Origin of the sequence: Pyxidicoccus xibeiensis, assembly GCF_024198175.1 — a bacterium.
Classification (GTDB): Bacteria; Myxococcota; Myxococcia; order Myxococcales; family Myxococcaceae; genus Myxococcus; species Myxococcus xibeiensis.
The window spans coordinates 1-25777 of sequence record NZ_JAJVKV010000005.1 but is presented as its reverse complement, the minus strand read 5'-3'; the positions used below and the strand labels follow the sequence as shown (position 1 = coordinate 25777).

Here is a 25777-nt window from a genome sequence, read left to right as displayed (position 1 = left end):
TGCTGCTGGCGGCGGTCGCGGCCCGCCGGGGAGAGCGGGCGAAGCCGCGCGCTTCGGATTCCAGCGACTTCGAATAGGTACAGCCATCGTCCAACACGTGAGCTCGGTGACCTCGCGAACCGGGCCTTCCAGCGTGGAAGAGCGAACGGAAAGACGGATGGCTGCTCGCGTGTTCACCCCGCGTGGTTGAGAAACGGCGGGTCATGTTCCTGACGATGGAGCGTGTATGGCGGACCACGTGAAGAAGAACGAAGTCCTCGTCCTCGGAGCCACCGGCACCACCGGCCGGCGGTTGACGGGGCTGCTGCGTACGGCCGGAGTCCGGGTCCGGGCCGCGTCCCGAAAAGGCGAGGTGCGCTTCGACTGGGCCGACCAGAAGACCTGGGAGCCCGCGGTGGCGGGAGCCTCGCGGATGTACCTCATGGCTCCGCACGAGCTGCCCGTGGCTCCAGCCTTCGTCCGGTGCGCGGTGGACGCGGGCGTGAAGCACCTCGTGCTGCTGTCCAGCAGGGCCATCGAGCCCATGGGTGACGAGCGCCTGATGGCGGCCGAGCGCACCGTGCGGGAGTCCGGGACGGACTGGACAATCCTGAGGCCGGACTGGTTCAACCAGAACTTCGACGAGGGCGTCTTCCGCGAGGCCGTCATGGCGGGGGAGGTCGCGGTACCACTGGGCAATGCACGCCAGGTGTTCGTGGACGCCGACGACATCGCGGCAGTCGCGGCGGCGGTGCTCACCGGGACGGGCCACGCCGGTCGAACCTACGAGCTGAGCGGGCCCCGGGCGCTGACCTTCGAGGAGGCCGTCGGAATCATCAGCCGCGCCTCGGGCCGGAAGGTCCAGTACCGAGGCACCGCGGAGGCCTACCTCGCCACCATGGGCGCGCTGGGCCTCCCGCGTGAGCAGACGGAGAAGGAGGTCGAGGCGTTCACCGCGCTGCGGGACCTCGGGGACTCGAAGCCCACCGACGTCGTGCAGCGACTCACGGGGCGAGCCCCCAAGGACTTCGAGGCCTACGCCGCCGCCGCGGCCGCTCGCGGTGCCTGGCGCGGCTGACGCGCTGGACGCGAGCACCACCGCGTCGTGTAACCTTCGGGGATGCCCCTCGCTCCCGCCCGTGCAGCTCCCAGGCGTCTCGCGCGGCTCCTGCTCTGTCTCGTGACGGCCACGACCGGCGCATGTCGCCGGGAGAGCGCAGAGGAGAAGCCTCGCGAGCCCGCCGCGGCGTCGGCGGCGCCTTCCGCGCCGAAGCAACCCTCCGACCTGCATGGCGTCGGAGGCGTCGAAGGCGCGCAGCTCGCGTACGACGAGTTCCGTCAGCCCGCCCGCTTCATCGCCGCGCTGGGGATTGCCCCGGGGCAGCGGATTGCCGATGTCGGGGCGGGCCTCGGGTACTTCACGCCGCGCCTCGCGGATGCCGTCGGGCCGGCGGGGCAGGTGGTGGCGACCGACATCAACGACGAAGCGCTCGAGCGACTTCGCGCACGGATGTCGGGGCGGAAGAACGTCGTGGTGCGGAAGGTGGCGCCGGACGAGCCGGGCCTCGAACCCGGCGCGTATGACCTGATTCTTCTTTCCGAGGTGGACCACTTCTTCGCGGACCGGGTGGCCTATCTGCGCAGGCTGCGGCCCGCCCTCACCCCGAATGGCCGTGTGGCGGTGAGCCACCTCCGGGCCATGCGTCCACCGCTCGTCGCCGCCGCCGAGCAGGCGGGCTATGCCGTCGTCTCCGAGTTCGACGGCCTTCCGAGCCACTACCTGCTCTTCCTGCAGCCCGCGTCCAGCCGGTGACGGCCGCGGGCCCGTGCGCGTGAGGGCCCGGCCTCAGGGCTCCGTCTCGGGCCGCAGCGTCACCGGGTGCTCGCGCAGCCACTCCTGGGCGCGCTCGATGCGCTTCGCGCTCTCCGGCAGGCCCATGCTCACGAGCAGCGCCCGGTAGGGCTCGAATGCCTCGGGCGTCCACGCGGTGAGCGCCTTGAGGTCGGCCAGCATCACCATCTCCTCCGCCGAGCGCCCCACGGCCTCCTGCCTCGCGGTGAGCAGCGCGGCCAGCGTCATGCGCGCGGGCTCGGCCTCGAAGGCAATCGCCGTGTCCATGAAGGCCGCCCGGGTGGCCTCGTCGGCGGACGCATCCTTCGCCTTCTCGCGCAGGCGGTTCAGCAGGCCCGAGAGGAACTCCGGCTCCAGCGAGCCCTTCACCGCGCGCATCAGCCCGGTCACCGCCTCGCGGCGCGCCGCCGGGTCGGCGTCGGAACCCAGGGACTTCAGCGCCTGCATCGGCTCCCACAGGGCGATGGTGAGCCACAGCTCCTCCTCCGGGGCGAAGACGGGCGGCGCGCCGGGCTCGCGCATCCGGGCCTCCACGCGGGCGGCGCGCTCGCGGGCCTCGCGGGCGATGCGCTCGGCCAGCCCCGGGTCCGACTGCACGTAGCGCAGCAGCGCCTCCACGTCGCCCTCGCGTGCCGCCTTCAGGGCGTCTCGCGCCTCGGGCGGGAGCGTCTCCTCGGCCAGCCCGGCCTCCAGCGCCTCGTACTTCTTCGCCAGCTCCTTGTGCTTCGCGCTCCACTCGCGGAACTGCACGTCGAACACCACGTCCAGCACCGGGATGTCCTCCGGGCGCGCGGCGCCGACCTTCTTCGCCGCCGAGGCGAGCAGCGCGCCCACGGCCAGCGCCTGCCGGTCCTCGGCCGAGCGCCCCGGCTGTCCGGCGCGCTCCAGCAGCGTGGCCCCCAGCTTCGCCAGGAACTCGGGCGTGCCCAGCTTGCGCACCGTCCCCACCAGCAGCTCGCGCCGGGCGCTGGCCGCGTCCTGCGCCTGGGCCTCGTCATCCGAGAGCTTCGCGAGCGCCGGGCCCACGTGCTCCACGAAGGCCTTCGCCTCGAAGCGCAGGCCCGGCGCGGGGCCCCACTCCGTCAGCAGCGCTCGCAGCCGCTCCAGGGCGCCGGACAGCCGGGACACGTCCGGGTCTCCCAGCACCTCCATGGAGCGCTTGAGGTCCTGGGTGAGCGGGTGGGCGGCGGGAGCGGCGGGCGGAGTGGCGCGCGCCCGGTCCTCGGCGGCGTGGCAGGCCTTGTACTTCTTGCCGCTGCCACAGGGGCACGGGTCATTGCGGCCGGGCTTCTTCTGGCTCAAGGCGTTCCTCGGGAGTCGCACGCGACGGGAGGCATCGCGGGGGCGCCACCGTATCAGCACGCCTCGCGGCGCAAGCAGGAAGCCTGCGCCCACTGTCCCCTGGAAAAAGAAGGTGACGCCGCCCGCCACCAGGCGCACGGACGGCGTCACCACCGGGGCCGCGCGGTCCAGACGCTCGAGGAGTACTTCAGCGCCCGGCGGTCCGCGGCCCGCGGACATCGTTCAGCAAGCCCTCATGTGTGGTGGTGCAGGCTCTCCACCAGGTACGGGTCCCCCACCGGAACCATGGGCGACGAGCGCACCGCGCGAGTCACCGCCAGCGTGAACAGCGCGCCCACGCCCAGCAGGCCCGCCAGCTCGTACACGCCCAGGCCCACGCCGTCCGGCAGGTTCGCCGGAGCCACCATCAGGTGCAGATCCAGCCAGCGGCCCACGAGCAGGAGGAACGCCACGCGCAGCAGGTGTCCCGGGTCCTTCTTCGCCGGCCGGGGCAGCAGCAGCAGGAAGGGCAGCGCCCAGTTCAGCCCCAGGTTGCAGTAGAAGGCCGTCGCCCACCCGCCGTGCATCCGCGCGATGAAGTAGACCGTCTCCTCGGGGATGTTCGCGTACCAGATGAGCAGGAACTGCGAGAACCAGAGGTAGGCCCACAGCGTGGCGAAGCCGAACATCAGCTTGCCCAGGTCGTGCAGGTGGCTGGAGTTGAGCTGGGGCAGCGCGCCCGCCCGGTGCAGCAGGATGGCCGCCACGGTGATGGCGCTCACGCTGGAGCTGAGCAGGCCCGCCACGTTGTAGAGGGCGTAGATGGTGCTGAACCAGTGCGGCTCCAGGCTCATCAGCCAGTCGAACGCGGCCAGGCAGAACGTCAGCCCGAAGAGGACGAGGAACACGGCGGACACCACCACGTTGCGCCGCGTCCCCTCCTCCGTCCGCTCCGTGTCCTGCCGCAGCGAGTTGCGCCGCAAGAGCCACGTGAAGCCCGTCCACAGCGCCAGCATCAGCACCATGCGAACCGCGAAGAACGGCACGTTAAGGAAGGCCGCCTTCTGGTGCAGCAGGTGGTCCGTCTCCATGACGCCCGGCCGCGCCCACAGGTACAGCTTCGGCGCGAAGGGCAGCAGCGCCAGCAGCGGCACCGCGCCCCACGGCACGTACGCGGCGAAGGCCTCCGGAATCCGCTTGAAGACGGTGAACCAGCCCGCGTTGGCCACGTACATCAGCGCCAGGAACAGCGCGCCGCCCAGGCCCAGGCACAGGAAGTAGAAGCCGCTGGTCAGCAGGCTCGACAGCGCGCGAGCGGGCTCGAGCGCCAGCCCCACGGCCAGCGTGCCCAGGCCCGCCACCGCGAAGCCCAGGGCCGCGCGGCGCACGCCCGGGCCCACCTCGAAGCCCCCGGTGGAAACCGGAGGCTGCACGTCATGCAGGGGGGAGCTCATGGCACGTCCTTCCGCGCCGTCCGCGCGGGGTCCTGCAGGGTGCGCAGGTAGTGGACGACCTTCCACCGGTCCTCCGGCGCCACCTGCGAGCCATGGGCCGGCATCAGCCCCTGGCCGTGGGTGATGATGTGGAACACCTGCCCGTCCGGCAGCGCCTTCGCCCGCGCGCCCAGCAGCGAGGGCGGCATGGGAAAGCGCGCCGTCACCAGGCCGTCGCCCAGCCCGCCGGCGCCGTGGCACGGCGAGCAGTAGCGCTGGAACGCCGTCTCTCCGCGCGCCAGCACCTCCGGCGAGGACGGATAGGGATTCTTCAGCTCCCGCCCCGCGCGCGCCGCCTCTTCCGGACCCGCGGCCAGGTGCAGCGGCAGGTGGCCCCGGGGCACCGTGCCCTTCGCCGGGCCCAGCAGCGTCTTCCCGTCCGGCGTGTTGGGGTTGGGCGCGAAGCTGTCGTACGGCACGGACGACACCATGTCCGGCGCGTACTCGAAGTTGGGCTGCGTCTCGTCCTGCTCGCAGCCGGCGGCGGCCAGCCCCAGCACCACCGCGCCCACCAGGGCCCGTCTCATGACGCCACCTCCATCCGGCTCGTGGCCACCGCGCCGTGGCGCACCAGCAGCTCCTCCGCGGCGGCCAGCTCCGGGCCCGCGTCGCGCGGGGCCACGGTGATGGCGAACCGGTCATCCGTCACGCGGGGCAGCGCCCGGCGCCGGCTGCCCGGGAAGAGCTTCGCGCGCACCAGGAAGGCCGCCACGGAGAACAGGCCCGCGAACAGCACCGTCAGCTCGAAGGTGACGGGGATGAACGCGGGGAACGAGTTGAAGGGCTTGCCGCCCACGTTGAGCGGCCAGCTCACCACGCTGGTGTAGAGCTGCAGCGACATGGCCAGCGTGCAGCCCAGCAGGCCCGCCCCGAAGCACACCCAGGTGAGGCGGCTGGGCTTCAGGCCCATGGCGTCATCCAGGCCGTGCACCGCGTAGGGCGTGTACACGTCATCCAGGGTGTAGCCGGCCTCGCGCACCGCGCGCGTGGCGTCGAGGACCTTCTCCTCGCTGTCGAAGTAGCCGACGAGGACGGGGGCACTCATACGGGCACATCCTTTCTGGAGGCGAGAGCCAGCCCCGGCACGGCCAGCGGCTCCGGGGCCGGCGACTCGGACGCCGGGTGCTCCGGCCTCCGGGGCAGGGCCGCGGGGGCCTCACCGGGCGGGCGGGCGAAGCCGAGCACGCTCTTCACCTCGCCGATGGAGATGATGGGCAGCACGCGCACGAAGAGCAGGAACAGGGTGAAGAACAGGCCGAAGGTGCCGATGAACGTCCCCACCTCCACCATCGTCGGCGTGTACATGGACCAGCTGCTGGGCAGGAAGTCGCGGTGCAGGCTGGTGACGATGATGACGAAGCGCTCGAACCACATGCCCACGTTGATGACGAGCGACAGGACGAAGATGGCGGCGGGCGACGTGCGCACCTTCTTGAACCAGAACAGGTGCGGCGACACCACGTTGCACGTCACCATCGTCCAGTAGGCCCACGCGTACGGGCCGAAGGCGCGGTTGAGGAAGGCGAAGCGCTCGTACGGGTTGCCCGAGTACCAGGCGATGAACACCTCCGTGCCGTACGCCAGCGAGACGATGCCGCCCGTGACGATGATGACCTTCGTCATGTTCTCGAGGTGGCGGATGGTAATCAGGTGCTCGTAGCCCAGCACCACGCGGGTGATGATCATCAGCGTCAGCACCATGGCGAAGCCGCTGAACACCGCGCCGGCCACGAAGTACGGCGGGAAGATGGTGGTGTGCCAGCCGGGGATGACGGACGTGGCGAAGTCCATGGAGACGATGGTGTGCACGCTGAGGACCAGCGGCGCGGCCAGGCCCGCCAGCAGCATGTACACCGTCTCGTAGCGGCTCCACGTCCGGTGCGAGCCCGTCCACCCCAGCGACAGCACGCGGAAGATGGCCTTGCGCAGGCCCGCCTTCGCCCTGTCCCGCACGGTGGCCAGGTCCGGGATGAGGCCCACGTACCAGAACACCGCGGAGATGGTGAAGTACGTGGAGATGGCGAACACGTCCCACAGGAGCGGCGAGCGGAAGTTCACCCACAGGCTGCCGCGCGAGTTGGGATACGGCAGCACCCAGAAGGCCAGCCAGGGCCGGCCCATGTGGATGACGGGGAAGAGCGCCGCGCACATGACGGCGAACAGCGTCATCGCCTCCGCCGCGCGGTTGATGCTGGTGCGCCACTTCTGCCGGAACAGGAACAGGATGGCCGAGATGAGCGTGCCCGCGTGGCCGATGCCCACCCAGAACACGAAGTTGGTGATGTCGAAGGCCCACCCCACCGTCTTGTTCAGGCCCCACACGCCGATGCCCGTCCCAATCTGGTAGGCGACGATGCCGGCGCCGGTGCCCAGAATCGACACCGCGATGGCGAAGGCCGCCCACCACTTCCACGTGGGCGCGCGCTCCATGGGGGCGCAGATCTCCTCGGTGAGCTGGCCCAGGGTGCGCGCCTCGGTGACGAGCGGCACGCGCAACGGGGACAGGTGCTGCTGGCTCATGTTCCGCCTCCCGACCCGGTGTTGCGGATCTTCGTGAGGTAGGTGATGGACGACCCGATGTTCAGCTCCTCCAGCAGCCGGAAGGCCCGCCCGTCCTTCGCGAGCTTCGCCACCGCGCTGCCGGAGTCGTTCAGGTCCCCGAAGTGGATGGCCTTCGCGGGGCAGCTCTGCTGGCAGGCCGTCTGGACGTCTCCGTCGCGCAGCGGGCGGCCCTCGCGGTTCGCGCTGGCCTTGGCCTCCTGCACGCGCTGCACGCACATGGAGCACTTCTCCATGACGCCGCGGCTGCGCACGACGACGTCCGGGTTGAGCACCATGCGCTCGAGCGGCTCGTCGTGCTTGTAGTCGAACCAGTTGAAGCGGCGGACCTTGGTGGGGCAGTTGTTGGCGCAGTACCGGGTGCCCACGCAGCGGTTGTAGACCTGCTGGTTGAGCCCCTCGCTGGAGTGCACCGTGGCCAGCACCGGACACACCGTCTCGCACGGCGCGTTCTCGCAGTGCTGGCACATCATCGGCTGGTGCACCACCTCCGGGTTGGCCTCGTCCCCCGCGTAGTACCGGTCCACGCGCATCCAGTGCATCTCGCGCGAGCGCAGCACCTCGTCGCGGCCCACGCTGGGGATGTTGTTCTCCGCCTGGCAGGACACCACGCACGCCGAGCAGCCCGTGCACGCGCTCAGGTCCACCGCCAGCGCCCAGCGGTGGCCCTTGTACTCGTGGCCGGACCAGATGGAGAGCGGATGCCCGCCGCCGTGGCCCCCATGCTCCTCGTTGCCGGCGCGGGGGTTGGCCAGGAAGGCGGCCAGCTCCGCCTCGCGCACATGCGGGCGGCCCTCCAGGCTGTTGTGCGTCTGGGTGAGGGCCAGCTTCTCCCGCGCCCCGGTGGCCTCCACCGTCACGCCCGGCACCGCGCGCCGCGCGCGGCCGTCCACCACCGCCGCCAGCGGGTAGCCGTTGCCGCCGATGCCATCCGCGATGCGGCCCGCGCGCGTGCGGCCCTGCCCCACCGCCACGGCGATGACGGCCGGGTGCGTGCCCGCCTGGACGAGCACCGGCAGCGACAGCTCCTGCCCGCCCGCGCGCACCCGCACCACGTCCCCGTCGCTCAGGCCCAGCGCCTTCGCGCGCGCCGGGGCGATGCAGGCCGGGTGGCCCCACGTCACCTTGGTGATGGGGTCCGGCACCTCCTGCAGCCAGGCGTTGTTCGCGGGGGCGCCGTCGCGCAGCGCCACCGTGGGGTACAGCACCAGCTCCCACTCCACGGACGGGCGGGCCACGCCGGCCAGCGCCTTCGCCAGCCCCTCCTCGCGGAAGGCCGGAGCCTCCGCCTGGGCGGGAGGCAGCGTCACCACGCCCCGGCGCAGGGCGTCGTCCCAGAAGGCGCCGAAGTCCTGCCCGGCCGCGCCGGCCCGGGGGAAGACCTCCGCCTCCCAGCGCTCGCGCAGCAGGTCATGGTGCGAGCGGGGAGCGCCCGCCCACAGCAGCAGCGACTCCACCCCGTCCCGGGTGTCGTGCAGCGGCGCCACCGCCGGCTGGCGCAGCGAGCGCACACCGCGCCGGGGCTCGGCATCCCCCCACGACTCCAGGGCGGTGGGCTCCGGCGCGTGGAAGCGCGCGAGGAAGGCCGTCTCGTCCAGCCTGTCGTTGGTGGCCACGGTGAGCGGCACGCCCTTCAGCAGCGCCGTCAGCTCCGCGCCGCGAGGGTCCGCGTAGGCGGGGTTGACGCCGACGAAGAGCACCGCGCCCACGCCGCCCTTGCGCAGCTCCGCCAGCAGCTCGCCGTAGGCCAGCGCGTCCCCATCCAGCGTCACGCCCTCCGCCGGGCACACCGTGGTGCCCTCGTTGCCCAGCAGCGCGTTGGCGGTGCTGGCCAGCACCTGCGCGGCCACGTCATCCCCGCCGCACACCACCAGCGAGGCGCCGCGCTGCGCCCACAGGGCCTCCGCCAGCTGCTCCAGCGCGGCCTCCTCCAGGGCCGGCGCGGGCAGCGAGTCCAGGGCCGGCATCGCCCGCCCCGCCCTCCGGGCCAGCCGCTTCACCAGGTCTCCCAGGGCGGGCGTCACGTCGGACGGGGCCACCGGGAAGCGGTGGTCCGCGGCGGCGCCGGTGAGCGTCAGCACCGGCTCCACCTGGTAGTGCCGCGCCATCGCCCGCTTGCCGGCCGCGTCGCGCGCCTCGGTGTACTGGCGGGTGAAGGCCACCGGCGACACCCAGGTGCCCAGGAAGTCCGCGCCGAAGCTGACGATGACCTTCGCCCGGTCGAAGCGGTAGTCCGGCACCACCCGCGCGCCGTGCGTGACACGGTACGCGTCGCCGATGGCGGTCAGCTCGCCCAGGGGCTCGTGCCGCACCGTGCGCGCCGTGGGGTACGCGGCGAGGAAGCGCTTCACCGCGGCCTCCACCGAAGGGCCCGTCACCGGGGGCAGCACCACGCGGATGCCCTGTCCCGCCTCGGCGGCCTTGCGCAGCCCCTCCGTCACCCCGGCGTCCAGCTTCGCCCAGGTGGTGCGCTCACAGGCCAGCGCGGGGAAGCGGGCGCGGCTGGCGTCATAGAGGGAGAGGACGGACGCCTGCCCCACGGCGCAGACACCGCCGCGAGACACCGGGTGCTCGTCGTTGCCCTCCACCTTGATGGGGCGGCCGTCGCGCGTCTTCAGCAGCAGGCCGCAGCGGGCGCTGCACCCGCCGCAGGTGGACGCGTACCAGAGCGAGAGCCCCGGGGTCACCTCGTCCGGCCGGGCCACGTACGGGATGACCTTCTGCACGGGGGCGCGCTGGCAGGCCACCATGGCCGCCGCGGCGCTCAGGCCCATCACCTTGAAGAAGTCGCGGCGGCTGCTCGGGTCCGGGGGCGCGGCGGCCACGCCCACCGGCAGCTCCTCGGCGAACTCGTTCCGTGCCTGCTCGAGCACGCCGAGGTCCCCCGCGCGCTCCGCCAGGCTCTGCCAGTACTTGGGAAGGGTGTCGGACATGGATGGGGTTCCTCAGCGGTGACAACTGGAGCAGTCCGTGGGGGGCTGCAGGATGCGGGGCACCTTCGGCGGCGCCGGCGTCGGAGGCTGGGTGGACATCGCGAGCAGCTCGCCCGAGCGGGGCGCGGAGGGCGGCGGCGCGGACACCTGCTCCGCCGCCGTCTTCCGGTGGCAGTCCAGGCACCAGCCCATCGTCATCGGCTCCACCTGCTCCAGGCGCACCATCTCCTGCACGGGGCCATGGCACGTCTGGCACTCCAGCCCGGAGGTGACGTGGCTGGCGTGGTTGAAGTACGCGTGGTCCGGCAGCCGGTGGATGCGCACCCACTCCAGCGGCCGGTTCTCCGCCACGGCGGCGGCCACCTTCTGGATTTCGGGCGAGTCCTTCTTCACCTGCGTGTGGCAGTTCATGCAGACGCTGGACGCGGGCACGCCGGCATGGCGGCTCTTCTCCGCGCCCGTGTGGCAGTACTGGCAGTCCAGCTCGTACTGGCCGGCGTGGACCGCGTGGGAGAAGGCCACCGGCTGCTCGGGCATGTAGCCCTGCTGGCTGTTCACCGGGCCGCTGCACCCGGCCAGCGCGAGTGAGAGCCCGCCCGCGAGGAGGAGGCGAATCAGGGCGTCGCTCACGGCGTCTCCTCCCGGGGCGTGGCGAGGAGCGGCGACTCCGGAGCCCGCGGCACCAGCGCCAGCCCCACCGCCCGCCGAGCGCGGACGAAGGGGGCCACCGCCAGCAGCACGAAGCCCGCCAGCAGGTGGACCTGGAAGATGCCGGGGGCCGCGGCCAGCCGCGTCGCGTCCGGCTGGAAGGCCAGCAGCGAGCGCAGGTACGGCACCGAGACGTGGAGGTACCAGGCGGAGGCCCAGCGCAGCGCCACCGCGATGTGCAGGCCGGTGAGCACCTGGGCCAGCAGCAGCCCCAGGAAGCCCGCCTGGGCCCACTGCCGCTCCTGCACGCGGCGCAGGGTGAGGCTCAGAAGCCCCCAGCCCAGCAGCATGCCGCCGATGAGGCTCACGGCCTCCAGCGTGAAGAGGCGCGCCGGGGACGCGTTGAAGACCTGCATCGCCCGGGGCGCGGCCAGCCCCAGCAGATGGGTGAGGGCCACGGTGGCGCCACCGGCCAGCACGGCCCGGCCCGCGGGCGTCCAGGGCTCGTCAGGAGCGGGAGCCCGTGCGGGCGCGCGTGACAGCTGGCGGCGCACCAGGCCCGCCACGGCCACGCCGGCCGCGGCATAGGGAAGGAACGAGAAGAGGAACGAGTCGCTCATGGCAGGTCTCGCGTCGAGCAGTGCCGTCAGTGGGCGCGCGGGTCCGTCCCGCGCGGCCCCCAGACGAGTCCGATGAATCCCAGCGCGGCGAGCAGCCCCACGACGCCGAGGAAGAAGAAGTCCCTGTCCTTGCGCGGCCTGCTGCCGTCGCGGGAGGCGTCCGCCAGGTACGCCTTGAGGGCGTACTGCTCCTCCTCCGTGAGCGGCGCCTTCGCGTACAGCTCGCGCATCAGCGGCGTGTCCAGCTTCGCCAGCAGCGGCGTCAGCCCCCTGTCCCCGTGGCGCGCGAAGGTGAAGGTGAGGTTGGGGCCCAGCGTGCCGCCACCGGCCACGCCGGTGCCGCGCACGTCATGGCAGCCCAGGCAGGAGGGGCCGCCCTGGGCCAGCGCCTCGGTGCCCTCGAAGAGGCGGCGGCCCAGGGCCACCTCCTCCGGCGTGGCGTCCGTCCCCGGCTTCTGCGTGGGAGACGGCTTGCAGCTGCCCTTCCCCTTCGCGGTGCACTCGCGGAAGAAGGTGTAGAGCCCGGCGCGCTCCTCTTCGGAGAGCGGCTGGTCGGGCATGCGGATTCCGTTGAACTGCTTCAGCAGCGCGGTGGCGACCGGGTCGCCCGCGTCGATGAGCGCGCCCGGGCTCTCCAGGAAGCGGGTGAGCCACGCCTCGTCGCGCCGCTCCAGCACGCCGTGCAGGTCCGGGCCCACGCGGTCACCCTCGCCCACCGAGTGGCAGGTGCCGCAGCGCTGCGCGAAGAGCCGGGCGCCCCGCGAGGCGCCTTGCGCCAGCGCGGCGGGCGAGACCAGCACTGCCAGCAACAGCATGAAGGGGACGCCCCCGCGCGGCTGGCGCGGCCGTCCACCCAGGGCTTGTGTCCGCATCGAGGCCTGCCCCTCCTCTCGAGGAGGCCGGGCTCCGTGCCCGGCACGCGGGGCACGACTGCAATGCGAAGGCCAGGATGTCGGGCAGCCAACCTCCGGGCGGACACCCGGGCCGGAGGTGGAAGCGAGCGCAGCATTTGCGCCGGACGCCGCGCCACGGCGCAGCATTTTCCCGGCGGCGCGTGCGCTCGCGCTACGCCCGCATCACATCGCGGTGGTGGTGAACACGCCGCGGCCGATGGCCATGATGCCGCCGACGATGAACACGAAGGCCACCAGCACGCCGACCAGGGGCAGCCCCCACGCCGGCTGGGGGCGGCGGCGGTTGAGGGACATGCCCAGCTGGGCGATGACGGCGGCGAGCACCATCATCACGATGTGGCCGATGAGCTGCGGGTAGTAGAAGCGCGTCGCCAGCACCAGGAGGCCGAGCAACACCTGAAGGTGCAGCAGCCCGGCGAAGGAAGCGCCGAGGATGCGCCCCACCTTGTCGAAGGGCCGCTTCGTGGCGAGCCCGAAGGCGAAGTACGCAATGGCCAGCACCCCGGCGAGCAGCACCAGGTAGCGCAGTCCGGAGTGGGCGTAGAAGATGGGTCGGTCCATGGGCCTCGCTGCTTACCAACGCGCGGGGCTCCGCGCACGTTTCACGACGGGTCTGGCTTCGGCGTCTTCTTCGTGCTGGCCGGCAGGGGCGGCTCGGAGATGAGCTCCGCGGGCGGCAGCTCGCCGGTGAGGCTCTTGAGGAAGGCGACCAGGTCGTCCACCTCCGCGTCCGTCAGCGTCCGCGCCAGCTGGTGCTTCGCCATCAGCCGCACCATGGTGGGCAGGTCCTGGACGCTGCCGTCGTGGAGGTACGGGCCCGTCTTCTCCACGTTGAGGAGCGTGGGCACGCGGAACTTGCCCCGGTCGTCCTCGTTCTTCGTCGCGTCGAAGCGGCCGGCGTCCTTGAGGCCCGGGTAGTCCTCAATCAGGCCGAGCTTCTGGAAGGACGTGCCGCCCACGGCCGGGCCGTTGTGGCAGGTGGTGCAGCCGGTGGCGGCGAAGAGCTGCAGGCCCCGCTGCTCCTGCTCGGAGAGCGCGTCGTGCCGGCCCGACAGGTACTGGTCGAAGCGGGACGGGGTGGTGAGCTTGCGCTCGAAGGCGGCGATGGCGCGCGCGGCGTTGGCCAGCGACACCGGCTTCTTCTCCCCGGGGAAGGCCTCGCGGAAGCGGGTGGTGTACTCGGGGATGGAGGAGAGCGTGGCCACCACGCGCTTCTCGTCCGGCATCGCCATCTCCACGGGGTTGAGGATGGGCCCCGAGGCCTGGGCCTCCAGCGTGTCCGCGCGGCCGTCCCAGAACTGCGCGATGTGCCCGGCGGCGTTGTAGACGGTGGGCGAGTTGCGCGTGCCCTTCTGGCCCTTGTGCCCGTCCGACAGCGGCTTGTTGTCGACGCCGAAGGTGCCCAGCCCGTGGCAGGTGTTGCACGACACGTCGTGGTTCTTCGACAGGCGGGGCTCGAAGTAGAGCATCCGCCCCAGGGCCACCTGGGCCCCGGTGTCCACGGGCGCGGGCTTCGCGCCCTTCGCCGGAGCGGGCGGGCGGAAGAAGTGGCCCAGCTGCTCGGGCGTCAGCACCTTCGGCCCGGCCGGCTTCACCTCGGCCACGGGAGCAGCCACCGCGGCCACGGCCACGGGCTCCGGCTTCGCGTCACAGGCCGGGAGCGCGCTGGCACCCAGGGTGGACAGCGTCAGGAGCGGGAGCAGCCGGTGGCGGCGCATGGCAGGGGCCCTCCAGGGGGGAGACGGAAAACAGAGCGGCAGGGTAACAGCAGCGGGATGGGAGGCGGTCCGCGTCGTGATGACGCACCCCCATGCCGGCTTTCCCCAGCCATCAGCACACCCCGTGCCACGAAGGCAGCCCTGCCCGCCCGGCGCACGGACGGGCCGGCGGGGCCTGCGAGGAGGCGTGGACGCGGCTACGTCCCACCCTGTCGCCACCGGGCGAGCACCGGTGCGTCGGCCTGGAACGAACCCCCAGCGGAGGATGGATGCAGGACGAGAACGGCGGAGGACGGGAGGAGACGCGGGAGGAGGTGGAGGTGCTGGTCTGCCGCAAGTGCCTGCTGCGGGGAGGGGCCAGGGGAGGAAGCCTGGACCTGCCTCGCTGGCTCCAGGGCGAGCTGGCCGGGCGGGGCCTCGCCGGGCAGGTCCGTGTGCTGCCCACCGGCTGCATGAACCAGTGCCCCCGGGGCCAGGTCACCGTGCTCGTCACCAGCGGCGACGGCCGGGGCGGCGCCATGGTGACGGTGGACCCGCGCCTGCACCGCGAGAAGCTGGTGCAGCTCGTCGAGCGGAAGGCCCGGGGCACCCCGCCCCCCACCTCCGGGGACGCGCGCGGCACCGACGTGTGAGGCCGGCTCCTCCGTCCCGAGGATGAAGCGGTCCACCAGGTAGGCCACCGCGAGCCCGGTGGCCGTCCCCGCCGCGTCCCACGCCAGGTCCTGGAAGGAGAAGCCGGTGCCGCCCCGGCGGGAGTCATACAGCTCCTTGCCCACCCCTACCCCCATGCCCAGCCCCGCCCCGGTGAGCCAGCGCGCTCCGGGCGAGTCGAAGAGCAGCGCGCCCCCGCCATAGCCGGCGCCCGCGAAGACGAGACACGCGGCGAAGTGCTTGGGCTTGTCGGGCCCCAGCCAGTCGTCTTCCGGGGCCGCGCGCGCGGTGGGGGCGGCCAGCAGGACGAGGCAGGGGGCGAGCAGACGGCGCCGGAGTGAGCACATATCCCAGACATGTAGCACCCCACGACCTGTCTGGGAGGCTTGGCTCCCGGTGAAGACAGCCTGCTCGTTTTGTGCGTTTTCGAGACGTGGCCCGCACTCCGTCCTATGCTCCGGGTCGCGTGAAACGACTCGCCCCCTCGTTCACCTTCGAGAAGCAGCCAGACCGGCACCCCGGACTCGACGGGGCGCGGGGTCTGGCCGTGTTGGCGATGGTGATGGGGCACACGCTGGACGCGCTGCTGGCGCCCGCCGCGCGCGCGCTGCCCTGGGTGCAGCACTACTGGGCCTTCCGCGGGGTGACAGCGCCGCTGTTCCTGCTGGTGAGCGGGTGGGCGGTGGTGGCGGCGCTCGGGACGAAGCCCACGGCGGCCCGGGACACGTATGGTCGCCGCGTGCGCCGGGCGTTGCTGCTGCTGTTCCTCGGCTACCTGCTGCACTGGCCGGGCTGGTGGGCGGTTCGGGACCTGGGGTGGACGGAGGCGATGCTGTCCAAGGTCCTCTCCTTCGACGCGCTCCAGTGCATCGGCTTCGCGCTGCTGCTCGGCGCCACCCTGCTGCGGCTGGCGCCGGCCCGGTGGTGGGGCCGCGCGGGCGTGCTGCTGGCACTGGCGGTGGGCGTCCCCCTGGTGAGCGCGGCGATGTGGCGCCTGGGCGTCGGGCTGCCCGGCCCGGTGCAGCAGCTCATCGGCAGCGCCGAGGGCGCCCGCTTCCCCTTCTTCCCGTGGGCGGGCTTCTTCTTCGCCGGGGCCTTCGCCGCGCACGCGCTGAACCTGCTGCGCCCGGGCTGGCCGCAGGGGCTGGCGCTGGTGGCGCTGGGCGCGGGGCTCTTCGGACTGACGCACCTGATGCCGTCCGACTGGAGTCCCACGAGCCCGTGGATGGTGGCGTACCGGGTGGGCCAGGGGCTCGTGGTGATGGGCGCGGTGAACCTGCTGCCCCGGCGGCTGAGCGGGCTGCTGGCGCCCTTCGGACGGCTGTCGCTGTGGATCTACGTGCTGCACCTGCCGGTGGTCTACGGCTGGGCGGACATCGCCGGCCTGGCCGGGCGCGTGGGCCAGACGCTGTCGCTGCCCGCGGCGGTGGGCGTGGGCGTGGCGCTGCTCCTGGTCTGCGCGCTGGTGGCGCGCGTGGGCCGCTGGGTGCGTGAGCAGGTGCGGCCCTGGCGGACGGGCTCCACCACGCTGGGCTCCACCGTCGGCGGCGCGCGCCTGGGCACGCGCGTCTAGGCCGGCCAGGGCCACGGCGGCGCCCGCCGGTCCACGACCCTGTCTTCAGTGCCGCGGCTTGTCCTCGGTGAACTCCGCGTCCACCTCGCCCTGCACCGGCCCCTCCTGCCGTGGGCGGGGCGCCGGCCCGGCGCCGTCCTGGAACACGCCGCCTGCGAACGGCCCGCCGCGCGTGTCCTGGAACCCACCGAACCCGCCGAAGCCCACGGTGGTGACGCGCACGGAGCCGTCTCGCACCTTGCGCTCCAGCATCCGCTTCAGCCGCGCGGCCACGAAGCGGCGCGTCGGAGGAATCAGCAGCAGCAGCCCCACCACGTCCGTGAAGACGCCGGGCGCGACGAGCAGCGCGCCGCCCACCAGCACCAGGGCGCCGCTGAGAATGCCCTCCTCGGGCACCTGGCCCCGGGCCATGGACTCGCGCCAGCTCTTCACCACGCGCCCGCCCTCCCGCCGGGCGAGCGAGGCTCCGACCAGGCCCGTCACCAGCACCATGGCGAGCGTGGGCACGAGCCCCACCTGCCGGCCGATGGCCAACAGCAGGTACAGCTCGATGAAGGGCACGACGGTGAAGGCCAGCAGGAGGTACTTGAACACGCCCCCACCCTAACGCGCCGGAGGAGGCCCTGCCGGAGAACCGGACTGGCGCTCAGCTCCCGTTGAGCTTCGACAGCAGCGAGTCCACCACCAGGTACAGGGCGAAGAAGACGCCGATGGCGATGAGGAAGAAGCGGCCCGACGGCTGGAAGCCCCGCGACTCCTGGGACGTCGCCGCGTAGCTCCCCGTCCCCATGGCCTCGGGCAGGCCGGCCACCTCGGCCGCGTAGCGCGCGGTGCGGCCGTACTGCTCCACCACCACGCCGTCATCCGTCGCGGCCAGGGAGCGGCCGAGCTGCGGGTCCACCAGCCGGGCCCCGGCCGCCGTCGCCAGGGCCGCGGCCTCGCCCAGCAGCTCGCGCATCAGGTCCGGCCGGTCGGAGAGCGGCACGCGCAGCTCGGTGGCCACCACCTGGCCGCCCTCGCGCAGCTCGCCCACTTCCACCTCACCGCTGCGCAGGCGCCACACGCGCACGCCGTCCGGGCGGGCGGACACCTGCCGCTCGGAGAGGAGGGCATCCACCCGCGCCGCCTCGTAGGGCGTGCCCGGAGTCATCGTCTGGAGGAGCAACTCGTATCTCACGCGGGTTGCGAGTATACGCCGCGAACGCCATGCCGACCTCCTCCAAGCCCCCGAATTCCCAGCGCGGTGGCCGTCCCCCTCCCGCCCAGGGCCGGGGCCGCCCCCACCACGCCCGTCCCGAGAAGCCCGCTCCGGACCGCACCACGCCCGACATCGCGCCCGACGGCCTGCCCCAGGTGTCGCTGGTGCGCCGGGGCGTGGAGCGCTGGCAGGCCGGCCACCCGTGGATATATCGCGCCGACCTCAACGGCGACCCGGCCCTCGCCGGCGGTGAGGTGGTGCGGGTGACGGACGGCCGCGGCTGGTTCCTCGGCAAGGCCTTCTATTCGAAGCAGTCGAAGATTTCGCTGCGCTGGCTCACGTTCGAGGACGTGGCGGTGGACGCGGACTTCTTCCGCCAGCGCCTCCTGTCCGCGGACGAACTGCGCCGCCGCGCGCTGCCGGGCGAGGCCACGTACCGCGTGGTGCACGGCGAGGCGGACGGGATTCCGGGCCTGGTGGTGGACCGGTACGGCGACTGGCTCAGCGTGCAGTTCCTGGTGCCCGCCACCGAGCAGCGCAAGGCGCTCCTCGTGGACCTGCTGCAGGAGCAGTTCCGCCCGCGCGGCATCATCAACCGCTCGGACGTGGGCGTGCGCAACCTGGAGGGGCTCACCCCGGAGAAGGGCGTCCTGCGCGGCGAGGCGCCCGGCCCGGTGTCCTTCGACGAGGGCCTGGTGCGCATGCGCGCGGACCTGCTCGAGGGCCAGAAGACGGGCGCGTTCCTGGACCAGCGGGAGAACCACGTCATGGCGGCGCACTACGCGCATGGCGAGGCGCTGGACTGCTTCTCGTACGTGGGCGGCTTCGCGCTCCAGCTCGCGACGCGGGCGAAGCACGTGACGGCGATTGAAATCTCGGAGTCGGCGGCGGCGCAGCTCAAGGAGAACGCGGCTTCCAACAAGCTCACCAACCTGGACGTGGTGGTGGCCAACGCGTTCGACTTCCTGCGCGACGCGGTGGACGACGGGAAGCACTTCGACACCATCGTCCTGGACCCGCCGTCCTTCGCGAAGAACAAGGACGCCATCGCCGCGGCGCTGCGCGGGTACAAGGAAATCAACCTGCGCGCCATGCAGCTGCTCAGGCCCGGCGGCATCCTCATCAGCGCCTCCTGCACGTACCACGTGGACGAGCAGGGCTTCGAGGACATGCTGGCCTCGGCCGCCGCGGACGCGCGCCGGCGGGTGCAAATCATCGAACGGCGCGGCGCGGGCCGGGACCACCCGGTGCTGCTCAACCTGCGCGAGACGCGCTACCTCAAGTGCTTCGTGCTCCGGGTGCTGTGAAGCCAGGGCGCGAGGGAGCACCGGTGACATGCGGACGCGGGACTGGGACGAGCAGGACGACGAGTCACCGACGGGCGGCACCCGGGAGCGGGAGCGCGCGCTGAAGGAGACGCGCACCGTCTACCGCCAGGCGGACGCGGCGTACGCGCCCTACTCGTGTCCGGCCAGTGGCGAGTGCTGCCAGCTGGCGCGCACGGGCCGTCAGCCGTGGCTGTGGCAGCCGGAGTGGGAGCTGCTGTCGCGGGGCCGTCCGCTGCCGCCGCCGCGCGGGGACGGGGGCTGTCCCTACCTGGACGCGGCGGGCCTGCGCTGCACGGTGTACGCGGACCGGCCCTTCGGCTGCCGCACCTTCTTCTGCGAGCGCATCCGCGGGCCGGCGCGCCAGCCGGCGGAGGCGGTGGGCTCGCTGCTGGAGCGGCTGGAGCGCATCTCCGAGCGCGTGGCCCCCGCGCTGAAGGCCCCGCGCCCCCTGCTCGAGTGGCACGCCGAGGCCCGGGCCGCGGGGACTCCGGAAGACACCTGACGGCGCCCGCAGGGCAGGTTGCGAAGGCGCGCGGGGTGCGCACCTCTCGAACGGCGCCACTGCCGCCGGCATGCACGCTGTGTCACTGCCGACCCCCTGATTTTCGCGTCCTGACTCGTGGCAGGGCGGGAATTCAGGAACAACAGAGCGCCTGGGTGCGGGAAGCGAAGCGAGGGCCATCGAAAGCGAGGATCAGAATCGCGGCGGGAGTGTTATGCCGGGCCGTGGGCCATGGCAGGAGAATTACGATGAGGGCGGCAGGGACGCGGCGGGGGCTCATCGTGGCGGCATGGGTTCTGGCCGTCGCCGGAGGCTGCCGGGGGTCGGAGGGGGCTGTTGCGAGCGCGCTCATCAACACGGGCATCGCCATGGGCAGCGCGGCGGTGGAGCGCGCCGGGGGTGGCTGCTACGCGGCCTGTCCGTCGGGCACCACCTGTGACTCGGCCACCGGCTACTGCCTGGCCCTGCCCTGCCGTGGCCAGTGCCGCTCGGACGAGCGCTGCGTGGAGAGTGGCGTGAGCGAGCGGTGCGAGGCACTGGCCCTGCCGGAGGGCGGGCTGGACGTGCGGCCGGCGGTGTCGACGTCGGACGTGCCCCGGAAGGCGCCGGAGCCTTCACCGTGATTTCTCCCCGCTGGCTCGTCGCGCCGCAGGAGTTCAAGGGAACGCTCACCGCCGCGGAAGCCGCGGAGGCGATGGCGAAGGGCATCCGCGAGTCCTCGCCGGAGGTGGTGCTGGACGTCGCGCCGCTGGCGGACGGCGGCCCCGGCACGGTGGACGCGCTGCTGGCGGGCACGCGCGGCGAGCGTCGCCGGCAGGTGGTGCGCGGGCCGCTGGGCGAGCCGGTGGAGGCGTGCTGGGCGCTGGTGGAGGACGGGCGCACGGCCGTGGTGGAGATGGCGGCGGCGTCGGGCCTGTCGCTGCTGGCGCCGGAGGCGAGGGACGCGCGGCGTGCGTCCACGTACGGCACGGGCGAGCTGATGCGCGCGGCGCTGGACGCGGGCTGCGAGCGCCTCATCGTCGGGCTGGGAGGCAGCGCCACCACGGACGGCGGCACGGGCGCGCTGGCGGCGCTGGGCTACCGCTTCCTGGATGCGAAGGGGCAGCCGCTGGAGCCCGGAGGCGCCGCGCTGGCCGGGCTCGCCACGGTGGACGCGAGCGGCCGCCATCCCCGGCTGGGCGTGGTGGAGCTGCTGGGCGCCACGGACGTCACGGCGCCGCTGCTGGGGGCGGACGGGGCCGCGCGCCTCTTCGGGCCCCAGAAGGGGGCGGACGCGGCGGCGGTGGACGAGCTCGAGGCGGCGCTGGCGCACCTGTCGGCGGTGGTCGGCGCCATGGCGGTGGGCTGGCCCGGGACGGGCGCGGCGGGAGGCTTCGGCTTCGGGCTGGCGGCGCTGCTGGGGGCGAGGCTGGTGCCCGGCTACGAGCTGGTGTCGCGAGCGCTGGGCCTGGAGCGGCGGGTGCTGCTGGCGGACGTGGTGCTGACGGGCGAGGGGCGCTTCGACCGGCAGACGTCCATGGGCAAGGGCCCCGGAGGGCTGGCGCGGCTGGCCCGCGAGCACGGCACGCCGGTGGTGCTCTTCGCGGGCTGCGTGGACCGCTCGGACGGACTGGAGCTGGACCTCTTCCACGAGGTGGTGGACCTGACCTCCCAGGCCCAGCCGGGAGAGCCGGCCTCGAAGGTGCTCTGCGAGGCCGCCGCGCGCTGGTCCGCGGCGCGCCTCAAGGGCGGACGCTAGGGGCTCTTCCCCTTCGCGCCGGGAAGCTTCTCCAGGTTCCAGTGCAGGAGCGCCTCGGGCTCCTCGTCCACGGCGATGAGGGCCAGCGGCTCGCGCGCCCAGTCGATGAGCCTGGGCGACTCCACCGCGCCGAGCGCCACGGGCACCCCCGGCGTCCCCTCCACCTTCTGGACGAAGAGGCGCATGCGCGGCCCCAGGTCCGCCGCGTAGCAGACGTACTCCCCCGTCGGAGAGAAGGGCCCCACCGTCAGCGACTCCAGCGTGGGGAAGCGCGCGAGAGGGAGCACCAGCGGCTTGCCCTCCTCCATGGAGGCCCGCCACAGCAGGTGGTGCGAGCGGCCCGCGTCGTCCCGCTCCACCACGCCGAGCACGAGCAGCTCCTCACGCGGGTGCAGCCGCACGGAGACCACGCGGCGGGAGTCCTGGAGCATCGCGGTGATGGCGGCCACCAGCGGAGACGCCACGGGCTTGAGCGCGGCGTCGAAGAGGGCCAGCTGCCCGTCCTCCTTCACCAGCGCCACCCGCCCGTGCCCGGCGGACCAGGCGAACGTCGGCGCGGGCCGCGAGCCCAGCTCCACCACGCCCTGCCGCTTCACGCCATTGAGGCCCAGCTCGAAGGTGCGCAGCCGCCAGTCCAGCCGGCGCCCCTGGCCATACTTCGACGTGTCCTTGAGCAGCACCGCCACCTGCTGCGGCTTCGTCGTCAGCCACTGGGCCGCCATGGCCAGCTCGTTGAGGCCCGCCACGCGGTACTCGCGCACCATGCGGTTGGGCACCTGGTAGAGCACGATGCGGCGGCTCTGGAGGTAGGCCGTCTCTCCCGGCAGCAGCGCCGGGCCGAAGGCCTGGAAGAGGCCGCCGGCCACCTGCTCCACGTACTCGCGGTCCACCTCGGTGGCGCGCACCTCGCCCGCGGCGAACTCCCACCGGTAGAGCTTCTCGTCCAGCCCCACCGCGGCCACGGAGTTGGGCACCGCCGCCGGGGTGATGATGCGCAGCTCCTCCAGCGGCACCGGGAGGGCGTAGCGGCTCGGAGCCAGCGGCTCCGGCCAGTCGCTCGACAGCAGGGGGATTTCACTCATGGGTGGGCCTGGGTCCGCGCTCGCGCCGCGTCAGATGAACCGGAAGCCCGTCTCGGGCGCGTGTTCGTCCTTCTTCAGCTCCGCCAGGGGCTCCTGGGCGCGCATGAGGATGGCGTAGTTGCGGTTGAGCTGCTCCTTCAGCTTGTCCTGCTTCTTCTTGCGCGTCTCCCGCTTGGGAATCTCCTCTTCCAGCGCCGCCTTCACCTGCGGCGCCACCTCCGTCATCCGGTAGAACCGCAGCGGATTCACGATGGCGAACTGGTGGAAGAGGTTGATGCCCTTGCCCTGCTTCTTCAGGTACTTCGACACCTCTTCCAGGCCGGTGACGGAGTCCTCGATCCACTTGTCGTACTTCACCGAGTCCCCGAGCACCATGTACCAGTCGGTGCCGAACATCACCCGGTCCAACATCTTCGGGTTCGACTCCAGCACCTCGGCCAGCTTCTTCCAGTAGGGGTACTTGCGCCCCAGCGGGAAGCGGCTGACGAGCGGCAGGTACGAGATGTCCGTGTAGACGTTCTCGTAGTCGGCGCAGAGCTTCACGATGGAGTCGATCCAGTCCTTCTCGTAGACGAGCCCGTCCCCGTCGAGGAAGTGGTCCAGGGAGAGGCCCTTGTCCTTCTGCTCCTTCTCCCATTCGGAGATGAGGCGCTCCTCGGCCTTGCGGTCCTTGGGGTCCTCCTCCTGGAGCCCCGGCTTGTCCTTGAGGGCCTTGCGCAGCCCGCGCATCCAGATGGCCTCGTCCGACGCGAAGTGGGCCAGGCAGACCTTCAGGGAGGGCACCTCCGCGAGCAGCGAGCGCCACGCCTCCGGGTGGATGTAGTGGTCCTTGAAGTAGCGCAGCCGCTCCTGCTGGACCTGCTTGCGATAGGACTTGAGCAGCTCCTTCGCGCTGAGCCGGGCCTCCTCCATCTTCCGCGAGTCCTTGAGGTCCTTCTTGAAGCGGGTCCGCTCCTTGCGGAACGTGGCGAGCGCCTCGAGCACCGGCCCGGAGTCCGGCGTGTACTTCTTGCGCTTCGCCGCGTCCGGCTCCAGGTCGAGGAAGAAGCGCCGCTGGTGCGTGTAGAAGCCCGACGGCGTGCAGTGGGTCATCACCGGGATGCCCTCGCTGGCGCACCGGGAGAAGAAGTCCTTCAGGTGCGGCAGCCGCTGCGTGCCGTCCGGCAGCGTGTTCTTGAAGTCCGACGGCATGTACCCCTGCGACGAGTACATCTTGAAGCCCACGTAGAGCCCGGGCTTGGACGGCGTGGCCACCTGGGCGAAGGGCTCGTCCCAGGGCTCCGCCTTCAGGTAGCGCCGGGGCTCGTAGTGATACATGGGCAGCATGCGGAAGGGGTGCGTGACGGCGACCTCCTCCGTGAGCTCGCGCTGCTGCTCCCACGTCTCGTGGAGCACCCACTCGCTGTCGGGGATCTCCACCGCCTTGCCCTTGTACTCCGGCACCCCGCTGCGCCGCTCGTAGTGGAAGACGGCGCCCGTCTCCGGGTCCTCCTGGTAGATGGGCACGCCCCAGTAGCCATCCATGTGGCAGTAGTCCATGTCCATGGTGAGGACGATGGACATGCCCAGGTAGTTGTCCTCGGCGTCGGTGGCCAGCCGCATCGCGCTGTCGAAGCGGGGGTACGTGCTCTTGATGAGCTTGTCGTTGTGCTTGACGGTGCGGTGGCCGATGTCGTTGGTGGGCAGGCAGGACCACTCGCCGATGAGCGGCATCATCCGGGAGATGGGCGCAATGGGGATGCGGTGGATCCACGCCGCCGCGCGCCCGAAGGCATTCACCACGCCGCGAGACGCGTGCAGCTTGCCGAACACGGCCAGGGCGCCCACGCGCTCGCCGAGCAGGCCGTAGATGGGCGGCAGCGGCGTGCAGTTGCCGCTCTGGATGTGCATGTGCGCGTCGAAGACGACGGGCGGCCACTTCTTCGCGCCCGGGTCGGCGACGAAGCTGCTGGGGGCGCCGCCGTTGAGCGTCACCTTCTCCGGCAGGACGGGAATCATCACCTCGTCGCCGGGCTTGATTTCATTGGGGCCGCGCAGCTTGCGCAGCGGCGCGTTCTCCTTGTGGTCGTAGACCACCTTCCAGCTCTCGAAGCCGAAACGCTGGGCGATGCTGTCGGGGGTGTCGCCCTCGTTCACGCTGTAAGACTTCATGCTGCGTCCCTCTGTGTGCGTCGCACGGAACGTCGGGTGGGGGCGGGGCTCAGGCGTCGGACTTCTGGCGGGTGAGGCTGCTCTCCAGCTCGGGGAAGGTGAGCTGGAACTGGCCGGCGGGCATGTCCTCCAGCTTCGCCTTGCCGCTGCCGTCGAGCGTGCCCTTCTTCACGGTGCCGTCGGGCAGCGTGAGCTCGAACTTCTGGTTGGCCAGGGGCTTGCCCTTGGGGTCCTTGAGGGAGAACTCGACGGGGCCGGGCTTGGGCTCCACCAGGCTCTCCACCTCCTGCTTCTCGAGCGTCAGCCCCTTGAGCGAGCCGGCGGCTTCCTTCTTTATCTTCGCGCCCTTCATCTTTATCTCGGAGCCCTCGAGCGTGAGCGTGTTGGCGGACAGCGTCACGTTCCCGGACTTCTCGATGCGCAGGAACTCCTTCTCGTTGACGGCGAGCGAGAAGGTGTCCGCCTTGAGCTCGAACTTCTTCGCCAGCACGGAGATGGGGCCCTCCACGAACAGGCTGCTGGTCTTCTTCACCTGCTCGGTCAGGTCCTTGCCGATGGTGATGGTCAGCATGCCCCGGGTCTGCGCGCCCTGGTCACCCATCACCTTGGACTGCTTGTCCTTGGAGACGGTCTCCTGCTTGCTGCCGACGATGTACTCGGTGTGCGCGGCGCCAATCTGCAGCAGCCGCGCTCCGCCAGTGGCTTCGTTGTAGACCAGGGCCACGTTGACGCTGTAGCCGCCGCCGATGGTGGTCGCCTTCGCCGCGCCCACGCTCTCCATGGTCCCCTGCGCCACCAGCACGGTGATGTTCTTGCCCACCGTCATCGCCTGGTTGCCCTCCACCGCCTCGTCGTGACTGCCCGTGGTGGTGGTGTCGCGATTCTTCTGCACCAGCAGCGTCTGGTTCCCCTCCACCACCCCCACGTCGTCCTTCTCCACGTGCAGCTTCTGGTTCCCCTCCACCGTCCGCTTGCGGTCCTTCTTCACCAGCAGGTCCTCGTACCCCTGCACCAGCTGCTCCTTGTTGTCCTCGGTGAGCAGGTCCTCGTCCTTCTGCGCGTGCGTGAAGACTTCCTCCTCCCCCGCCGCGTCCTCCACCCGCACCTCGTTGAAGCCGTCGCTGCCCAGGCTCGACGCACTCTTGCGCGTCGACTTCGTCTTCTCGTCCGGCAGCGCGTACGGCACCGTATTGGCCCCGTTGTACACCGCCCCCGCCACCAACGGCCGGTCCGGGTCTCCCTCCAGGAAGCGCACAATCACCTCCTGCCCAATGCGCGGCAGCCACACGTCGCCCCATGCCGGCCCGCCCCACGGCTGCCCCACCCGCACCCAGCACGACGACTTCTCGTCCCTCTTGCCCTCCCGGTCCCAGTGGAACTGCACCTTCACGCGCCCGTGCGCGTCGGTGTGGATTTCCTCTCCCGCCGGGCCCGTCACCGTCGCCGTCTGCGGCCCCGCTATCTGCGGCAGCGCCGTCAGCCGCCTCGGACGGAACGGCACCGCCTTGGGCAGCAGCTGGAACTGGTTGCGGTACAGCCCCTGCAAACTCTCGCTTC

Annotated in this window: 24 protein-coding genes; 8 read left to right on the top strand and 16 right to left on the bottom strand. The window is 72.0% G+C overall.

The features are described 5' to 3' along the window. Nucleotides 1–226: 226 nt before the first annotated feature. Both LXT23_RS22830 and LXT23_RS22825 read left to right on the top strand, forming a co-directional pair. On the top strand, nucleotides 227–1057 hold the full coding sequence (locus tag LXT23_RS22830) for an NmrA family NAD(P)-binding protein (RefSeq protein ID WP_253982384.1): 831 nt from the start codon (nucleotides 227–229) through the stop codon (nucleotides 1055–1057). 102 nt (nucleotides 1058–1159) lie between these two features. Then, entirely contained in the window at nucleotides 1160–1792 is a 633-nt protein-coding gene (locus LXT23_RS22825) for a class I SAM-dependent methyltransferase (RefSeq protein WP_253982383.1), read from the top strand. 33 nt (nucleotides 1793–1825) lie between these two features. On the opposite strand, the gene LXT23_RS22820 is transcribed toward LXT23_RS22825, so the two are convergent. From LXT23_RS22820 to LXT23_RS22770, 11 genes are all read right to left on the bottom strand, one after another. Then, the gene (locus LXT23_RS22820) at nucleotides 1826–3133 is read right to left on the bottom strand and encodes an SEC-C metal-binding domain-containing protein (RefSeq protein ID WP_253982382.1); all 1308 of its coding nucleotides are present in this window, start codon (nucleotides 3131–3133) and stop codon (nucleotides 1826–1828) included. Nucleotides 3134–3366: 233 nt separating this feature from the next. Then, entirely contained in the window at nucleotides 3367–4566 is a 1200-nt protein-coding gene (locus LXT23_RS22815) for a hypothetical protein (RefSeq protein WP_253982381.1), read from the bottom strand. Then, nucleotides 4563–5132: a c-type cytochrome gene (locus tag LXT23_RS22810; protein WP_253982380.1), complete on the bottom strand. Its 570-nt coding sequence runs from the start codon at nucleotides 5130–5132 to the stop codon at nucleotides 4563–4565. Before LXT23_RS22810 ends, LXT23_RS22815 begins: the two co-directional genes overlap by 4 nt. Next, nucleotides 5129–5650 carry a DUF3341 domain-containing protein gene (locus LXT23_RS22805; protein WP_253982379.1) on the bottom strand — a complete coding sequence of 174 codons (522 nt, stop codon included), beginning with the start codon at nucleotides 5648–5650 and terminating at the stop codon, nucleotides 5129–5131. Before LXT23_RS22805 ends, LXT23_RS22810 begins: the two co-directional genes overlap by 4 nt. After that, nucleotides 5647–7125, bottom strand: a complete 1479-nt coding sequence (gene nrfD, locus LXT23_RS22800) for an NrfD/PsrC family molybdoenzyme membrane anchor subunit (RefSeq protein WP_253982378.1) — start codon at nucleotides 7123–7125, stop codon at nucleotides 5647–5649. The genes LXT23_RS22805 and nrfD overlap by 4 nt, the downstream gene beginning before the upstream one ends. Continuing rightward, entirely contained in the window at nucleotides 7122–10097 is a 2976-nt protein-coding gene (locus LXT23_RS22795) for a TAT-variant-translocated molybdopterin oxidoreductase (RefSeq protein ID WP_253982377.1), read from the bottom strand. The genes nrfD and LXT23_RS22795 overlap by 4 nt, the downstream gene beginning before the upstream one ends. Before the next feature lie 12 nt (nucleotides 10098–10109). Then, nucleotides 10110–10727 (bottom strand): cytochrome c3 family protein, encoded by a 618-nt coding sequence (locus LXT23_RS22790; RefSeq protein ID WP_253982376.1) that lies wholly within the window; start codon nucleotides 10725–10727, stop codon nucleotides 10110–10112. Beyond that, nucleotides 10724–11365, bottom strand: a complete 642-nt coding sequence (locus LXT23_RS22785; RefSeq protein ID WP_253982375.1) for a respiratory nitrate reductase subunit gamma — start codon at nucleotides 11363–11365, stop codon at nucleotides 10724–10726. Before LXT23_RS22785 ends, LXT23_RS22790 begins: the two co-directional genes overlap by 4 nt. Before the next feature lie 26 nt (nucleotides 11366–11391). Beyond that, nucleotides 11392–12237 carry a c-type cytochrome gene (locus LXT23_RS22780; RefSeq protein ID WP_253982374.1) on the bottom strand — a complete coding sequence of 282 codons (846 nt, stop codon included), beginning with the start codon at nucleotides 12235–12237 and terminating at the stop codon, nucleotides 11392–11394. A 204-nt stretch (nucleotides 12238–12441) separates the two neighbouring features. Next, complete coding sequence (locus tag LXT23_RS22775) at nucleotides 12442–12840, bottom strand: hypothetical protein (RefSeq protein WP_253982373.1); 399 nt, start codon at nucleotides 12838–12840, stop codon at nucleotides 12442–12444. Between the two features lie 41 nt (nucleotides 12841–12881). After that, nucleotides 12882–13997 carry a cytochrome-c peroxidase gene (locus LXT23_RS22770; RefSeq protein ID WP_253982372.1) on the bottom strand — a complete coding sequence of 372 codons (1116 nt, stop codon included), beginning with the start codon at nucleotides 13995–13997 and terminating at the stop codon, nucleotides 12882–12884. Nucleotides 13998–14266: 269 nt separating this feature from the next. On the opposite strand from LXT23_RS22770, the gene LXT23_RS22765 reads away from it, so the two are divergent. Then, the gene (locus LXT23_RS22765) at nucleotides 14267–14629 is read left to right on the top strand and encodes a hypothetical protein (protein WP_253982371.1); all 363 of its coding nucleotides are present in this window, start codon (nucleotides 14267–14269) and stop codon (nucleotides 14627–14629) included. A gap of 485 nt (nucleotides 14630–15114) precedes the next feature. Continuing rightward, nucleotides 15115–16221 (top strand): acyltransferase family protein, encoded by a 1107-nt coding sequence (locus tag LXT23_RS22760; RefSeq protein ID WP_323379071.1) that lies wholly within the window; start codon nucleotides 15115–15117, stop codon nucleotides 16219–16221. Between the two features lie 45 nt (nucleotides 16222–16266). Here the strand turns inward: LXT23_RS22760 and LXT23_RS22755 are convergent, their stop codons facing one another. Together LXT23_RS22755 and LXT23_RS22750 are read right to left on the bottom strand one after the other, a co-directional pair. Beyond that, nucleotides 16267–16815: an FxsA family protein gene (locus tag LXT23_RS22755; RefSeq protein ID WP_253982369.1), complete on the bottom strand. Its 549-nt coding sequence runs from the start codon at nucleotides 16813–16815 to the stop codon at nucleotides 16267–16269. A 52-nt stretch (nucleotides 16816–16867) separates the two neighbouring features. Next, nucleotides 16868–17398, bottom strand: coding sequence for a hypothetical protein (locus LXT23_RS22750; protein WP_253982368.1), 531 nt, complete (start codon nucleotides 17396–17398; stop codon nucleotides 16868–16870). A gap of 29 nt (nucleotides 17399–17427) precedes the next feature. On the opposite strand from LXT23_RS22750, the gene LXT23_RS22745 reads away from it, so the two are divergent. From LXT23_RS22745 to LXT23_RS22730, 4 genes are all read left to right on the top strand, one after another. Continuing rightward, nucleotides 17428–18726, top strand: coding sequence for a class I SAM-dependent rRNA methyltransferase (locus tag LXT23_RS22745; protein WP_253982367.1), 1299 nt, complete (start codon nucleotides 17428–17430; stop codon nucleotides 18724–18726). Between the two features lie 28 nt (nucleotides 18727–18754). After that, the gene (locus tag LXT23_RS22740; protein ID WP_253982366.1) at nucleotides 18755–19249 is read left to right on the top strand and encodes a YkgJ family cysteine cluster protein; all 495 of its coding nucleotides are present in this window, start codon (nucleotides 18755–18757) and stop codon (nucleotides 19247–19249) included. Nucleotides 19250–19497: 248 nt separating this feature from the next. Further along, complete coding sequence (locus LXT23_RS22735) at nucleotides 19498–19872, top strand: hypothetical protein (protein ID WP_253982365.1); 375 nt, start codon at nucleotides 19498–19500, stop codon at nucleotides 19870–19872. Then, on the top strand, nucleotides 19869–20987 hold the full coding sequence (locus tag LXT23_RS22730) for a glycerate kinase (protein ID WP_253982364.1): 1119 nt from the start codon (nucleotides 19869–19871) through the stop codon (nucleotides 20985–20987). The genes LXT23_RS22735 and LXT23_RS22730 overlap by 4 nt, the downstream gene beginning before the upstream one ends. Here LXT23_RS22730 and LXT23_RS22725 read toward each other — a convergent pair. The 3 genes from LXT23_RS22725 to LXT23_RS50150 all read right to left on the bottom strand — a co-directional run. Beyond that, complete coding sequence (locus tag LXT23_RS22725; protein ID WP_253982363.1) at nucleotides 20984–22069, bottom strand: hypothetical protein; 1086 nt, start codon at nucleotides 22067–22069, stop codon at nucleotides 20984–20986. The two genes, LXT23_RS22730 and LXT23_RS22725, sit on opposite strands and share 4 nt — an antisense overlap. 30 nt (nucleotides 22070–22099) lie before the next feature. After that, on the bottom strand, nucleotides 22100–24220 hold the full coding sequence (locus LXT23_RS22720) for an amidohydrolase family protein (RefSeq protein ID WP_253982362.1): 2121 nt from the start codon (nucleotides 24218–24220) through the stop codon (nucleotides 22100–22102). Between the two features lie 49 nt (nucleotides 24221–24269). After that, nucleotides 24270–25777 (bottom strand): type VI secretion system Vgr family protein (locus LXT23_RS50150; RefSeq protein ID WP_267146708.1); only part of this gene is annotated, 1508 nt, incomplete at its 5' end.

What these genes read in the sequence shown, in the direction of transcription:
- LXT23_RS22770 (WP_253982372.1), bottom strand. Translation starts at nt 13,997, where the DNA reads ATGCGCCGCCACCGGCTGCTCCCGCTCCTGACGCTGTCCACCCTGGGT.
- LXT23_RS22725 (WP_253982363.1), bottom strand. Translation starts at nt 22,069, where the DNA reads ATGAGTGAAATCCCCCTGCTGTCGAGCGACTGGCCGGAGCCGCTGGCT.
- LXT23_RS22815 (WP_253982381.1), bottom strand. Translation starts at nt 4,566, where the DNA reads ATGAGCTCCCCCCTGCATGACGTGCAGCCTCCGGTTTCCACCGGGGGC.
- LXT23_RS22795 (WP_253982377.1), bottom strand. Translation starts at nt 10,097, where the DNA reads ATGTCCGACACCCTTCCCAAGTACTGGCAGAGCCTGGCGGAGCGCGCG.
- LXT23_RS22765 (WP_253982371.1), top strand. Translation starts at nt 14,267, where the DNA reads ATGCAGGACGAGAACGGCGGAGGACGGGAGGAGACGCGGGAGGAGGTG.
- LXT23_RS22810 (WP_253982380.1), bottom strand. Translation starts at nt 5,132, where the DNA reads ATGAGACGGGCCCTGGTGGGCGCGGTGGTGCTGGGGCTGGCCGCCGCC.
- LXT23_RS22740 (WP_253982366.1), top strand. Translation starts at nt 18,755, where the DNA reads ATGCGGACGCGGGACTGGGACGAGCAGGACGACGAGTCACCGACGGGC.
- LXT23_RS22775 (WP_253982373.1), bottom strand. Translation starts at nt 12,840, where the DNA reads ATGGACCGACCCATCTTCTACGCCCACTCCGGACTGCGCTACCTGGTG.
- LXT23_RS22805 (WP_253982379.1), bottom strand. Translation starts at nt 5,650, where the DNA reads ATGAGTGCCCCCGTCCTCGTCGGCTACTTCGACAGCGAGGAGAAGGTC.
- LXT23_RS22785 (WP_253982375.1), bottom strand. Translation starts at nt 11,365, where the DNA reads ATGAGCGACTCGTTCCTCTTCTCGTTCCTTCCCTATGCCGCGGCCGGC.
- LXT23_RS22745 (WP_253982367.1), top strand. Translation starts at nt 17,428, where the DNA reads ATGCCGACCTCCTCCAAGCCCCCGAATTCCCAGCGCGGTGGCCGTCCC.
- LXT23_RS22780 (WP_253982374.1), bottom strand. Translation starts at nt 12,237, where the DNA reads ATGCGGACACAAGCCCTGGGTGGACGGCCGCGCCAGCCGCGCGGGGGC.
- LXT23_RS22830 (WP_253982384.1), top strand. Translation starts at nt 227, where the DNA reads ATGGCGGACCACGTGAAGAAGAACGAAGTCCTCGTCCTCGGAGCCACC.
- nrfD (WP_253982378.1), bottom strand. Translation starts at nt 7,125, where the DNA reads ATGAGCCAGCAGCACCTGTCCCCGTTGCGCGTGCCGCTCGTCACCGAG.
- LXT23_RS22720 (WP_253982362.1), bottom strand. Translation starts at nt 24,220, where the DNA reads ATGAAGTCTTACAGCGTGAACGAGGGCGACACCCCCGACAGCATCGCC.
- LXT23_RS22735 (WP_253982365.1), top strand. Translation starts at nt 19,498, where the DNA reads ATGAGGGCGGCAGGGACGCGGCGGGGGCTCATCGTGGCGGCATGGGTT.